The 13,197-nt window shown below is 66.6% G+C and carries 12 protein-coding genes; 3 read left to right on the top strand and 9 right to left on the bottom strand.

All coding sequences use genetic code 11. The features are described from left to right. Positions 1 to 41: 41 nt before the first annotated feature. The 3 genes from ACWCIA_RS19680 to ACWCIA_RS19670 are packed head-to-tail and all read right to left on the bottom strand — an operon-like array spanning position 42 to position 2,870. The gene (locus tag ACWCIA_RS19680; protein ID WP_454166015.1) at positions 42 to 725 is read right to left on the bottom strand and encodes an NAD(P)H-binding protein; all 684 of its coding nucleotides are present in this window, start codon (positions 723 to 725) and stop codon (positions 42 to 44) included. Next, entirely contained in the window at positions 706 to 1,533 is an 828-nt protein-coding gene (locus tag ACWCIA_RS19675; RefSeq protein ID WP_454166013.1) for a glycosyltransferase family 2 protein, read from the bottom strand. Before ACWCIA_RS19675 ends, ACWCIA_RS19680 begins: the two co-directional genes overlap by 20 nt. A 32-nt stretch (positions 1,534 to 1,565) precedes the next feature. Beyond that, on the bottom strand, positions 1,566 to 2,870 hold the full coding sequence (locus ACWCIA_RS19670; protein WP_454166011.1) for an O-antigen ligase family protein: 1,305 nt from the start codon (positions 2,868 to 2,870) through the stop codon (positions 1,566 to 1,568). A 227-nt stretch (positions 2,871 to 3,097) separates the two neighbouring features. Here ACWCIA_RS19670 and msbA point away from each other — a divergent pair, with 227 nt between their 5' ends. Together msbA and waaF are read left to right on the top strand one after the other, a co-directional pair. Next, positions 3,098 to 4,837: a lipid A export permease/ATP-binding protein MsbA gene (gene msbA, locus ACWCIA_RS19665; RefSeq protein ID WP_454166009.1), complete on the top strand. Its 1,740-nt coding sequence runs from the start codon at positions 3,098 to 3,100 to the stop codon at positions 4,835 to 4,837. Continuing rightward, the gene (gene waaF, locus ACWCIA_RS19660) at positions 4,834 to 5,859 is read left to right on the top strand and encodes a lipopolysaccharide heptosyltransferase II (RefSeq protein ID WP_454166007.1); all 1,026 of its coding nucleotides are present in this window, start codon (positions 4,834 to 4,836) and stop codon (positions 5,857 to 5,859) included. The genes msbA and waaF overlap by 4 nt, the downstream gene beginning before the upstream one ends. A gap of 198 nt (positions 5,860 to 6,057) precedes the next feature. Here the strand turns inward: waaF and ACWCIA_RS19655 are convergent, their stop codons facing one another. After that, entirely contained in the window at positions 6,058 to 8,217 is a 2,160-nt protein-coding gene (locus ACWCIA_RS19655; RefSeq protein WP_454166005.1) for a family 1 glycosylhydrolase, read from the bottom strand. Between the two features lie 349 nt (positions 8,218 to 8,566). Here ACWCIA_RS19655 and ACWCIA_RS19650 point away from each other — a divergent pair, with 349 nt between their 5' ends. Continuing rightward, positions 8,567 to 8,803 (top strand): hypothetical protein, encoded by a 237-nt coding sequence (locus tag ACWCIA_RS19650; RefSeq protein WP_454166003.1) that lies wholly within the window; start codon positions 8,567 to 8,569, stop codon positions 8,801 to 8,803. 27 nt (positions 8,804 to 8,830) lie between these two features. Here ACWCIA_RS19650 and ACWCIA_RS19645 read toward each other — a convergent pair whose 3' ends face one another. The 5 genes from ACWCIA_RS19645 to ACWCIA_RS19625 form a co-directional block, all read right to left on the bottom strand. Beyond that, positions 8,831 to 9,538, bottom strand: a complete 708-nt coding sequence (locus tag ACWCIA_RS19645; protein ID WP_454166001.1) for a hypothetical protein — start codon at positions 9,536 to 9,538, stop codon at positions 8,831 to 8,833. Continuing rightward, on the bottom strand, positions 9,535 to 10,242 hold the full coding sequence (locus ACWCIA_RS19640) for a hypothetical protein (RefSeq protein WP_454165999.1): 708 nt from the start codon (positions 10,240 to 10,242) through the stop codon (positions 9,535 to 9,537). The genes ACWCIA_RS19645 and ACWCIA_RS19640 overlap by 4 nt, the downstream gene beginning before the upstream one ends. Further along, positions 10,239 to 11,312, bottom strand: coding sequence for a DUF2515 family protein (locus ACWCIA_RS19635; RefSeq protein ID WP_454165997.1), 1,074 nt, complete (start codon positions 11,310 to 11,312; stop codon positions 10,239 to 10,241). Before ACWCIA_RS19635 ends, ACWCIA_RS19640 begins: the two co-directional genes overlap by 4 nt. A 51-nt stretch (positions 11,313 to 11,363) precedes the next feature. After that, a complete protein-coding gene (locus ACWCIA_RS19630; protein ID WP_454165996.1) occupies positions 11,364 to 11,921 on the bottom strand; it encodes a PAAR domain-containing protein in 558 nt (185 codons plus the stop codon). A gap of 141 nt (positions 11,922 to 12,062) precedes the next feature. Next, a complete protein-coding gene (locus ACWCIA_RS19625; RefSeq protein ID WP_454165994.1) occupies positions 12,063 to 13,160 on the bottom strand; it encodes a substrate-binding domain-containing protein in 1,098 nt (365 codons plus the stop codon). Positions 13,161 to 13,197: the final 37 nt, after the last annotated feature.

The following is a 13,197-nucleotide window of genomic DNA, read 5'->3' as shown; positions in this document are numbered from 1 at the left end:
CACAACGGTTTCAAAACGCGTGGAGTCCTGACTCCACGCGTTTACGTGAGCCGCTCAGCCTGCATCGCATCCGACGGCAACACCACTTCGCCCTGCGCCCCGGGTACTCGCGCCAGCAAGGCCCGCGCCACATCCAACGCCCTGATCGGCCGGTACCGCACCGGAATCAACGGCCGCAACACCCCCGCCACCAGCGCCCCGAGATGCTCGCCCGCGCGCGCCGGCTGCCCGAGCGCGGCCCGGTCGCCCAGCAGCAGCGAGGGCCGCGCAATCACCACGGCCTCGAAGCCGAGCCCCCGCACCGCCTCCTCGAGTTCGCCCTTGACCCGGTTATAAAACACGCGCGCCCGCGCATCCGCACCCATCGCGCTGACCAGCCCGAGCCGGCGCGCACCCGCGGCGCAGGCTGCACGCGCCACCGCCAGATTCGCGTCGAAATCGACCGCCCGGAAGGCGGCCTGGCTGCCGGCCACCTTGATCGTGGTGCCGAGGGCGAGGTAGGCCTCGTCGAGCGCGGGCAAGCCGGGCAGGGCGGTGAAATCCACCACCTGGACCCGCAGTTTCGGATGCCGGACCTCCAGCGGACGCCGCGCCAGCACGTGCACGGCGGCCACCGTGTCGTCGGCCAGCAGGCCGCGCAGGAGCTCGCCGCCGACCAGGCCGGTGGCGCCGGCCAGCAGGACGCGGCGCCCGCCGCTCGCGCTGTCAAGCGCTGTCGCCGGCATGCTGTTTCAGCCCGATGACGGCCTGGGTCGTCTTGTCGGCCAAGCGCTGCAGCACCAGGTGCTTGTTGCTGGTCGCCTGGTCGCGTTGCGCTTCGCGGTGCCACAGGTGGAAGATTTCGGTGGCGTAGGCGCCATCCTTGCGCGCCACGCCGGCGTGGTGAAGGCGCACGACGATGTCGGCGTCTTCATGGCCCCAGCCGCGGAAACTCTCGTCGAAACCGTTCACGCGCTCGAGGTCGGAACGCCAGAAGGCCATGTTGCAGCCCTTGATGCGGCGGAAGCTGAAGCGGCGGCGGCGGCCGATGTCGGGCAGCTTGAACAGCAGCGGCGCCGCCTTGTTCAGCCCGCCCTGGCGGCGGTAGCGCAGCTTGTCGGCCAGGCCGAGCGCCTGCAGGTCGACCTCGCCGCCGAGCACGCGCCGGCTGAAGTCCTGGCTGAGCAGGATGCGGCTGCCGGTGACCAGGTGGCCGGGCTCGGCCAGCTGGCGGTGGCGGGCGACGAAGTCGGGCTGGGGCATGCAGTCGCCGTCCATGGCGATGATGTAGCCGCCGCTGGCGGCGAGGATGCCGCGGTTGCGCGCCATCGCCAGCCGGAAGCCGTCGTCGGGCTGCCACACGTGGCGCATCGGCACCGGCGAGCGCGCGCACAGCTCGGCCACGAGTGCGCGCGTCGGCTCGCCCGAACCGTCGTCGGCGATGATGATCTCGTAATTGTCGTCGGTCTGGCGGAAGCAGGCTTCCACGCAGGCGCGCAGCGCCTCGGGCCAGTTATAGGTGGCGATGACGAGGGAAATCCGGGTGTTGGTCATGGTCGGGCGCAAGCGGTGCTGGAGCGTCTATATTATGCAGCGCTCATTGTAGCCTCACGCCGCTGTACGCAATGCGCATACAGCGCCCCGGCCAGCAGCAGGAACCAGTAGGCCTCGGTCGGGTCCCACAGCAGGCTGTTGAACAGCGAGGCGACGCCGAACACCGCCACCAGCAGCGCCAGCGCATCGTAGCCGGGCTCGCGCCGCGCCAGCGCCGCCTTGCCGAGCGTGAGGACCAGGGCCGCGAACAGGAGCAGGCCGGGCAGCCCGAGCTGGACCGCCAGCAGCAGCGGTTCGCTGTGCGGCTGGTGGCGCGCGGTCGTCAGTTCCGGCAGGGCGGTCAGGGTGGTGCGCGCTTCCTCTTCGAAGACCTCGGCGAAGGAACCGGTGCCGTGGCCGAGCAGGGGACGCTGCAGGAGGGCCGCGCCGGCGGCCCGCATGTAGCTCAGGCGCAGGCCGTTGGGCGTCGTCGGGTCCTTGGCCTGCACTTCGTGGATCAGGAGGTCGGTGCGGGTCTTGAAGTTGGGCGAGACCTGGTAGACGAGGCCGAACAGCAGCACGATCGCGGCGCCGGCGGCGGCGGTGCGCGCCAGGGTCACGCGCGAGCGCAGCAGGAACAGCACGAAGAGGCCGACGGCCACGCCGACGTAGCCGGTGCGCCCGTTCCCGCTCAGGATGGGCGCGCACAGGTAGATGCCGGCCGCCACCGCCGCCAGGCGCGCGCCGGCAGTGCGGTGCCAGGTGGCGAGCAGGAAGCAGGCGCAGGAGGCAAACGAGAGCAGGATTCCGTTGGTGATGTGGTTGCGGAAGACGAAGGGGTCGCTCATGTCGCCCACGCGCCACCAGCCGAGGCTGGAGGTGGGCATCATGTCGAGCCAGACCAGGTAGATCGCCGTGGCCAGGAAAGCGCAGCCGGCCAGCGACCAGCGCAGCACGCGCGCGGGCAGGGCGGGTGCGCGCCAGCACAGGCAGACGGCGATCGGCAGCACCAGCAGCTTGGCGTACTTGCGCATGCCGTCGCGCACTTCGTCGGGCGGCGCGATCGACCAGGCGGCGCCGATCAGGACCAGCGCCAGCAGCGCCAGCGCCAGCAGCGGGGCCGGCTTGCGCAGCGGCTGCGCCAGCGAGCGGTCCAGCAGCAGCGCGAGCACGAAGGCAATCAGGGTCAGGCCGACGAAGAAATTCGCCAGGGCCGTGGAGAAGGGAATGACGAATGCCCCCAGCAGCAGCAGGTGCTGGGCAAGCCGTTCAACGCGGCCAATGACTGGGCCGACAATCGGGCCGACCGCTGGGCCGGAAGATGGGGGAGCGGCGAGGGGACGGAACCAGTCCTGCATTTTTTTCCTTTGAACACTGTGCCAGGGCGGGGAGGGCCGCCGCCGGAACCGCAGCATTGTACAACAGCAAACATAGGAGCTCATGGGTGGCCGGCGTGGCGGGCGGTGGCGGCGCACGCGGGCGCGAGTGTGCGAAAATGGCGAGTTGACCGTCCTTTTCCGGACGGGCCGGTATCCCGCGGCGCAGTCCGACCTTCGGCGCCCGCCTCGCAAGCGAAAAGAGCAACGTGGAAAACAGTGTCATCGTCAAACGCCTGTGGGCGTTCATCAAACCCTACCGTTCGCGCGCCTACATGGCCCTGCTGGCCATGGCGCTCACCGCGGCCACCCAGCCGCTGCTGGGCAAGGCCATCGAACTGCTGCTCGACCGGGGCTTCAAGAACAAGGTCGAATTTTCCCTCTGGTGGATTCCGGGCATCCTGATCTCGATCTTCATCGTGCGCGGGATCGGCACCTTCGCCACCGCCTACCTGAACAACTGGGTCATCAGCCGCGTGCTCAACGACCTGCGCGGCCGCATGTTCGACCGCCTGCTGCGCCTGCCGGTGGCGCGCTTCCACGAAGAGTCGACCGGCAAGATCATCAACACCGTGATCGGCGACGTGCGCCAGGTGGTCGACATGATCAACTCGGTCTTCGTCGCCTGTGTGCGCGACACCCTGGTCGTGGTCGGCCTGCTGGCCGCGCTCCTCTACCTGAACTGGCAGCTGACCCTGGTGGCGATCGTCGTGGTCCCGCTCACCGCCGTCATCGTGCGCACCACCACCGGGCGCCTGCGCCGCCTGAACCGCGAAAACCAGCGCGTCACCGCCGAGATGACGCAGGTGGTCGAGGAAGCCGCGCGCGGGCACCAGGTGATCCGCGTGTTCGCCGGCGAACGCTACGAACAGCAACGCTTCGCCATGCGCAGCGAGGCCCTGCGCGGCTTCTCCCAGCGCACCACGGTCGCCTTTGCCGCCACCGCCCCGGTGACCCAGATCGCGACCTCGCTGGCGCTGTCGCTGGTGGTGGTGCTGGCGATCCGCTCGAACATGACGGTCGGCGAATTCACCAACTTCATCACGATGATGCTGATGCTGCTCACGCCGCTCAAGTCGCTGGCCGAGGTCAACGGCCCGATGCAGCGCGGGATCGCCGCCGCCGAAACCGTGTTCCAGATGATCGACTCGCCGGTCGAAGAGGACACCGGCACGCGCGAGATCGGGCGCGCCGAGGGCCGCCTGGTCTTCGAGAACGTCTCGTTCCGCTACCCGAACGCCGCCAATCCGGCCCTGCAGAACATCTCGCTCGACATCGCCCCCGGCCAGACGGTGGCGCTGGTGGGCACCTCCGGGGGCGGCAAGTCGACCTTCGTCAACCTGGTCACCCGCTTCTACGATCCCGAAGCCGGCCGCATCCTGCTCGACGGCGTGCCCTATCCCGAGCTGCGCCTGGCCAGCCTGCGCGCCCAGCTGGCGATGGTGAGCCAGAACGTGGTGCTGTTCGACGACACGCTGGCCGCCAACATCGCCTACGGCGCGGAGCAGGTCGACTACGAGCGCCTGGCCGCGGCAGTCAAGGCGGCGCACCTGACCGACGTCGTGGCGCGCCTGCCCGACGGCGTCGACTCGATGATCGGCGAGAACGGCATGCGCCTGTCGGGCGGCCAGCGCCAGCGCGTGGCGATCGCGCGCGCGATCTACAAGGATGCGCCGATCCTGATCCTGGACGAGGCGACGTCGGCGCTCGACAACGAATCCGAGCGCGCCGTGCAGGCCGCGCTCGACACCCTGATGGCCGGCCGTACCACGATCGTCATCGCGCACCGCCTGTCGACCATCGAGGGCGCCGACCGCATCGCCGTGCTGGAGCACGGCCGCATCGTCGAGCAGGGCACGCACGACGAGCTGCTGGCCAGGGGCGGTTCCTACGCCAACCTGTACCGCCTGCAGTTTGCGCAGGCCGTGGCGGAGCAGGAGGGTTCATGAGCGCGCGCATCCTCGTCATTTCGCCCAACTGGATCGGCGACGCCGTGATGGCGCAGCCGCTGCTGGCGCGCCTGAAGCAGCAGCACCCGGGACGGCCGATCGACGTGCTGGCGCCGCCCGCGGTGGCGCCGGTCTGGCGCGCGGTGGCGGAAGTCGACACGGTGCTCGAGACGCCGTTCCGGCACAAGGCGCTGCAGCTGCGCGAGCGCTGGAAGTACGCGCAAGTGCTGCGCGCACGCGGCTACGGCGAGGCCTACGTGCTGCCCAACACGCTCAAGTACGCGCTGATCCCCTGGCTGGCCGGCATCCCGAAACGAGTGGGCTACAAGGGGGAGATGCGCTACGGCCTGGTCAACGTGATGCACTTTGACGAGCAGCCGCCGCGCCCGATGGTGCCGTTCTATGCGGCGCTGGCGCGCGCGCCGCAGGCCCCGCTGTCGCCAAGTCCGCGACCACGCCTTGTCGTGCCGGACGAGCGCATCGAGGCCGCCTGCGCGCGCCTCGGCATCGCGGGCGACGGGGCCCTCGTCGCGTTCGCGCCGGGCGCCGAATTCGGCCAGGCCAAGCGCTGGCCGCCGCGCCACTTCGCGGCGCTGGCGCGCGCCATCGTCGACCAGGATCCGGCGGCGCGCATCGTGCTGCTCGGTTCGCCGAAGGACAGCGCCACCTGCGAGGAGGTGCTGGCGCTGGCCAGCGACGCCGCGCCGCGCATGCTGGACCTGGCGGGCCAGACCAGGCTCGACGAGGCAATCGCCGTCATCGCTCGCTGCTCGGCCATGGTGGCGAACGACTCGGGCCTGCTGCACATTGCCTCGAGCCTGAACCGGCCGGTGATCGCGCTGTATGGCCCCACCGACCCGGACCACGCGCCGCCGTTTTCCGACATCGCCCGCTCGCTCTCGCTGCGCCTCGATTGCTCGCCCTGCCGCCAGCGCGAGTGCCCGTTGGGGCATCACAATTGCATGGAGCAGATGGAGGCGCCGCTGGTGTGGCGCGAGCTGGGGCCGGTGCTGGCGCGGTAGGGGTACGTCAGGACACGAAAAAACGCGTGGGCACAAGTGCCCACGCGGTCGTACCGCAGCGCTTCGTAAAAATTTCCCTGCCGCGGACTTTGGAACAGCCAAACAACAACCGGCCGGCGCCGACGCGTCCTGCGTCATGCACCGGCCGGTCGCCGCCGGACCCGCGGTCCGGACGGCCCTTCAAACGCTGCGTTCGCGTCAGCTGCTGGCGTAGTGCGGGGCTTCTCCCGGCATCTGGCCATCGTCTTCCGCTTCTTCCTCGAGCGCCTTGATGTAGCGTGCCAGCGCGTCTTCGACCGCAGGCAGCAGCACGCCGCGTTCGCTGGTCAGGGCCGAGAACGCGGGGCGCACCGCCACGTAACCCGATTCGCTGGCCGAACGCTCCTGCAGGCCGCTCGCATCCACCCCGGCCAGCTCGCAGGCCTTGCGGGCCAGCTCGGCCCAGCTCATGGACTGCGCATTGGTCAGGTGCCAGACGCCGCGCTCGCGGTCGATCAGCAGGTCGAGGCTGGTGTTGACCAGGTCCGGCACGTAGGTCGGCGACACCACCACGTCGTTGGTGGCGGTGAACGGCCGGCCGTTGCGCAGCGCGTCCAGTGCCTGGGTGACGAAGTTGTGCCTGTCCCAGGGACCGAAGAAGGAGCTGGTACGGATCACCAGCGCCTGCGGGTCGGCGTCGAGCACGCGGCGCTCGGCTTCGGCCTTGCTGCGGCCGTACACGCCCAGCGGCGCAACCGGATCGGACTCGACGTAGGGCTCGCCCTTGCTGCCGTCGAACACCAGGTCGGTCGAGAAGGTCATGAAGCGGATCGCATGGCGGATGCAGGCCAGGGCCAGGATGTTCGGGCCGTGCATGTTCCCGTCCATGCAGGCGTCGACGTCGGTTTCGGCCTCGTCGACGCGCACATAGCCGCCGGCGTTGATGATCGCCCAGGGCTTGAAGCGCTGGATCGCCGCCTCGACCGAGGCCGGGTCGGTGATGTCCATTTCCTGGCGCGTCAGCACGTGGCAGGCGAGATTGCGCTTCTTGCAGATGCGCGCAAAGGCGGAACCCAGGGTGCCGGTTGCACCGGTGATCAGGATCGGCTGCACCACGCTCGACTTGAACTGGCCGCGCACGGCAAGGTCTGCCACCGCGGTGCGGGTCGCGACCGGCTTGCACATGAAGCGGTCGGGGCGGCGCCACCAGCCTTCTCCCTGCAGCACCGGATGGCTCAGCGGGCGGCCGGACGAGAGTTCGCGCATCAGGGTCGCTACGGCGGTCGGGCGCGGCTCGGGGCCGCGCACGTCGAAGGGGCCGGGCTCGTAGTAGCCGCGGCATTCGGTCACCAGGCAGTTCCAGTCGTAGGAGCCGAGCAGGGCCCAGACGGTGACGGCGCGCACGTCCGCGCCGCTCTGGCGCACTTTCTTGGCGGCGTTCCAGATCTCCAGCAGCCAGCGCATCTGGTCTTCGCGGTTGGCGTCGATGTGGGCTTCGGTGACCGCGATCGGCAGGCCGTAGCGCTCCCAGGTTTCCTGCAGCAGGGGGCCGATGCCGGGCGTCGGCGTGGCCAGCGCGCGCGGCGTCTCGATGTCGGCGTACTCGCGGCCGTTATAGCCGGCCCAGCGTTCTTGCGGGTAGCGTTCGCGGCGGTGGTCGATCCAGCGCTCGCTGGTGGCGTAGTAGTTCACGCCGATGATGTCGGGCGGGCAGGGATTGTCGCGGAACCAGAGCACTTCCTCGGGCGTGGCGCCCGACTCCATCAGGTAGCCCCACATCCCGTGCTCTTCGTCGACCATCCCGCACAGCAGGTCCCAGCCCAGCCAGCGCCGCTCGTTGAAGAAGCCGACGAGATCTTCCATCTCCGGCGTGCCATAGGTCTTCGACAAGTCGTCGGTCTGCACCAGCTTCGCATTCGGGTTGACGGCGCGGATGGCGCGCATCGCCAGCACCGTGCCGCGGCATTCGCCGATCAGCGCACGGATGAACAGTTCGTGGCTCTCGCCATGCGGATACCAGACGCCGTACAAGCCTGAGAAGCGCGCCGTGGTCAGCGGTTCGTTGACCGGGGTGTAGTACTCGGCCCAGGGGTAGCGGTTCGCTACCGCGCTGGCGTACTCGGCGAGCTTTTCAGGGAAGTCGGCATCGACCAGGCTGGTGTGGCGCGGGCCGCTGCCATGGTGCAGCAGGCCGACGATCGGCGTCACGCCGAGCTTTTGCAGCGCCGGCAGGCGCTCGTCGGACCAGGACCAGTCGGCATCCTCGATGCGCTCGGGCGCGACGCATTCCCACAGGACGGGGTAGCGGATGGCCTGGATACCAAGGGAAGCGAAACGTTCGATGTCCTGCAGGCGGCCGACGTGGCCATTGCGTTCCATCTGGCTGAAGTAATTGTCGCGTACGCGATTGACTGTACATTCGAGTCCGCCCCAAAGCGCCAGCTCAGGTACGGAATGTGGCTGGATTTGCTTGTCGTAATTCATGAGATATACCTGCTTTGATGTAGACAGGCTAAAGACTAGCGGTCTGACGTATGGCCTTGTGTTAAACGGCGAACATATAGGGGACATTTCGGACTAGTCCTACTTTTTATCTTACTTTCAATTTCCTCTGCTAAATATCTGCTATCTTCAGCGAAAGCGTGCGCTACAGAATGCAACTAGCGCGCAAAATTGCGGCATAGTTGCCAGTTCGGTAATTCCGTCAAAATGCAGCGAGGAGCGGTTTATGTATATGGTGTATTGGACAATGTTTGACGAAACGGAGACCCGCCCCCACGCCGAGGGTTTCGGCACCGAGGAGATGGTGAAGGCCATGGGATTCATGGAGGAGTTGCGGCGCCGCCAGCGGGCCGGTGAGGGAGTGCGGTTTATTACGATGTGCTCGGAACATCCCGACGTGGTGGGGCATCCGGGGGTGGATGTGACGGGGCCGGATTACAACTGGAGGAAGCGGCGGCCTTAGGGGGATACCCGGAAGAGGCGTGCGTTTTCATCCGGGTACGCTGCTGCCGGTGACGGACGCCTCGGGACGCATCCACCGCATCGGCTCGCCCAGTTTCCAGCCGTAGATGTCGTCGCCAAGGCCGACATCGATGAGAAAGAGGTAAGGCGGTTCCCGTGTCCAGCAGCCTTCGGTACATTTCAGCCGGAAGATCATGCCGTAGAACCTGGGAACACGTAAGTTAGTCGTCTCCATGTATCCCGATTCGAACATCCTTGCATATAGCCGCTTCTTTCCTTCCGGTGTCAGGTCGAACCAGGTGCTGTCGTTTTCCTTCCACGGTTCCCAGCCGCCTGCCTTGAACTGGTTCTGCAGGTTTTCCAGAATAGCGACGGCTTCGTTGAAGGGGAGCGGATCAAGCATTGGCGAGGTAGAGAGTGAGATCGCCTGGTTTTCCGAGAAAGTGAGCGCGGCGAACTTGGTCGGCGGCAGCGTGAAACCGTGTTTCGGATCGGTGAAACGGATGATCACGGCCGGTTCCGAAACCCAGATGGCGCCGAATTTATGGTCGCCCGAATCCTCGGCAGGCTTGTTCGAGCGCTCCATCACCGGATAGGTCGACTCTCTCGCGACCTGTTCGAAGGTCTGACCAAGACGGAAGGCCAGCACGGTCGGCTCGGGCGTGCGTGAATGCCACCAAGTGGCGGCGAGGATGAGGCCGGCCAAAGGGGCCAGGCGGCGATAGCGTGCTTTCATCCTGGCACGCTGCTGCCGGTGATGGCTCCCTCGGGTTGCCTCCACCGCATCCTTTCACCCGGCACCCTCCCATATACGTCGTCGCCTACTCCGATATCGATGAGAAACAGGTAGGGTGGTTCTCGCGTCCAGCAGCCTTCAGTACATTTCAGCCGGAAGGTCATGCCGTAGAACTTGGGGACACGTAGATTATTTGTTTCCATGTACCCTCGCTCGAACATGCGCGCATACAATCTTTTTTTTCCTTCCGGAGTAAGGTCGAACCAAGTACTGTCGTTTACAGTCCACGGCTCCCACCCGCCTGCTTTGAACTGGTTTTGCAGGTTTTCCAAAATGGCGACGGCTTCGTCGAAGGGCAGCGGGTCGAGCATTGGCGAGGTCGCCAGCGAAACGGCCTGATTTTCTGAGAAGGTCAGTGCAGCAAACTTGGTCGGCGGCAGCGTAAAGCCGTGTTTCGGATCGGTAAAGCGAATGATCACAGCCGGTTCCTCAACCCAGACGACGCCGAATTTGTGTTCGCCAGGGTCGTCGACAGGGCGGTTCGAGCGCTGCATCACGGGATAGGTTGAATCCCGCGCGACCTGTTCAAAGGTCTGACCAAGGCGGAAAGCGAGCACAGTCGGTTCAGGCGTGCGCAAATGCCACCATGCTGCTGCGAGGATAAGGCCTGCCAATACGACCCCGATGCGATAGCGGCGGTTCATGCAACGCTCCCGCCGGCAGCGATCGCGCGCATCGATGCCTCGACATAGGGGCGCTCAGGACCGTTCAGCAGGCTGTGGAACTGTCTGGCCGCCGCCAGCACGAACTGCATCCGCTCCGAAGCCAACCAAAGCTTTGCGCCCTTGTCCCGAGAGAACCACGATGTGAAACCCGGCTTGGCCCTGCACTCGGCAGACAGCGTCAGTTTGATCTCTTCATAGTCACCAGTTGGAAATCCGGTCGCCCAAGCATACTGATTCATGGCAAGCAACCTCTGCAGGACAGGATCGTTGTACAAAATCTTTTGCAGAATGTTGACTTGTTCGTGCTGGGCAATCTGTTCTACGCTCGCTGCCAAGTTTCCTGAATTGATGAGATCGAATCCATCGTGGATGTCTTGAAATGGCGTTCCAAACCGAAGCGTGTCCCTGTTGATTGCCCAATGCACCGGATATTTATCGTTCTGCCTGTTCTTCAAATACGTACTGAACTCCTCCCATCCCCGCTCCATAAAAAACCTATGTAACGGATAAATATCCAAAAACAAATGCGCATTCCCGAAGCCCAGCTTCCGGTACACGTAAGCCGCACCCGCTTCCGTTGCCGCCTGCACCGAAGTGGCGGTCCGCATGGCCGGGACGACGGCGCCGATCGATTGCCATACGCGTTCCCGCTCGCTGCGGTTCTTCGCGATCGTCTCCGCCGAATGCAGCAGCCCGCACCCGACCTGTTTAGAAGCGAACGCGGCCAGTCCCGCCCACTGGAAGCGGTTGTCGGCCAGCCACAGCTTGGCGTAGGCCGCGTTGATGCGGCGGTTACGTTCGCGTTCGTTTCCCTCCAGGCTGCCGTTCACCTTGAGGATGTTCTCGGCCTCGACCTGGAAGGTGCCCCACAGGTGTTCGGGCGTCAGGATGTGGACGGCGATGGCCTTCTGCAAGGTGGCTGCCGGGCCGACGCAATGGTAAAGCTTGCAGTCCTGGATCGGCTTGATGTTCCGGTAGACCGGGATGCCGTGGTACTTGTGTTTGGCAAACCAGGGATTGGGCGCTCCAGGGTCATATTTCGCCAGCATGCAACGCTCCTTGGAGGCGTTTGGATGGGGTGAGGGAATCGCTGGGGACGCTCAGGAGACCGCGCGCTGCACCTGCCAGCTGAGCACGGCGGCGCGTTCGGCCGCGGTGAGCGGCTGGGTGCGGCCGTTCTGGTCGAGCGTGCCTTCGATGACCTTGTCCGCCAGCTCCAGCCGGTAAGGGCGGTTGGGCAGCGGTTCCTGCGTGTCCGGGTCGAGCAGCGCGAGCGGCAGCCTGTCCGCGGCAGGGACGTCCTTCGGAACCGCATTCGCCTGGGCCGCGAGCCCGGAGACGATGGCGGCGTCACCGGCGTAGCGTTCGCCGTCGACCAATTGATACATGAGGGTTTGCGCGGCAAGCAGGCGGGGCGGCGGGCTGCATTTGCAGAGGCACAGGTCGTCGGCCAGCGCCAGTTCGCGGGTCTCGAACGTGTCGTTCAGGCGCGGCCCGTCGGGCCGGATCACGCCTTCCGAGAGGCAGGCGGGGCACCAGCAGGTGTCGCCTTCGAGCGCGATCGGGACGCCCTCGATCCGGTCGAGATGCTGGGCCGAGGTGACCTTGCCCCCCGCCGTGGTCGGCGCGCCGAGCGTGATGAAGTATCTGCGGAGCATGGCGTCCCTGTGAGCGATGCGTCGTCGACGCAAAGACTCCAATCTAGCCAGCGCCGAGGCTGCTGGCTTGAGGGACCTCAGAAGTGCTGGGCGGGCGCCGCAAGGACCGCGGGCGCATCGCCAGGGTGTCGCGATCGCACGTCAGGGGGGCAGGTCTCCCTGGGCGGGCTGGAGCGAAAAGGCGTCCGCGAGCGCCACCAGTTCCCCCGTGTGAGTGGCGTCGTAGCCGGGCAGGGCGGCGACCAGCTTGCGGTAGGCCGGCTGGCGCATCAGCTCGAGCAGCTCGCGCATCGCCGGCGCGTCGACGGCCTCGCTGCGCAGCGCGAAATAATATTCCTCGCGCACCAGCGGAATGAAATCGAGCTTGAATTGCGCGGCGGCGGCGCGCATGCCGAAGCCGGCGTCGGCCATGCCGCTGGCGATGTAGGCCGCCACCGCCGAATGGGTGAACTCGGCGCTGTTGAAGCCGTTGATGGCCTCGGGCGGCGGGCCGTCGGCGGCCAGCATCATCTCGAGCAGCATGCGCGTACCCGAGCCGGCCTGGCGGTTGACGAAGCGCACGTCCGCCCGCGCGAGGTCGGCGATGCCGGTCAAGCCCAGCGGATTGCCGCGCGCCGCGATCAGCCCCTGCTGACGGCCGGCGACGTGGACCAGGCAATGCTGGCCGGGATCGAGCCAGCGCCGGTACCAGGCTGCGGTGGGCGCCGCGAAACGCCCGATCGGGATGTGGAAACCGGCCAGGTCGCATTCGCGCCGCGCCAGCGCCGCCACGGCATCGGTGCTGGTGCGGTAGCGCAGGTCGATGGGGAGCTGGTCGCGGTCGATGCTGCCGATCAGCGCGGCCACGGCGAAACCATGGCTCGCATCCATGCGCAGGGTGCGCATCGAATTCGTCGACACCCGCCCCAGCTCGGCTTCCAGTTCGGATGCGAGGCTGTGCAGCGTGGGCGAGAGGCGGGCGGCGATGCGGCGGTCGGCCCACACCAGTTTTTGTGCCAGCGGCGTCAGTCCCGTGCCGCGCCCGCGCCCGGTCTGCAGCAACTGCTCGCCGAACAGGGCTTCGGCCGCGCGCAGCAAGCCCCAGGCATAGCGGTAGGACAGGCCGACGGCCTTGGCCGCCTGGGCGATCGAGCCCGTGTCCTGGATGGACAGCAGCAGGCCGAGCAGGTCGGCGGTATCGAGCGGCGTCTCGCCCTTGACGCTGATTTCCCAATGCGGGCGGATATGCACTTTGAACATATGCTCAAAATAGCCTATTTCTCAAGGAAAAACATCA

The sequence above is a fragment of the Massilia sp. SYSU DXS3249 genome, assembly GCF_053668055.1.
The sequence above is the reverse complement of the archived record's forward strand: the minus strand, read 5'-3'. Positions and strand labels throughout refer to the sequence as shown.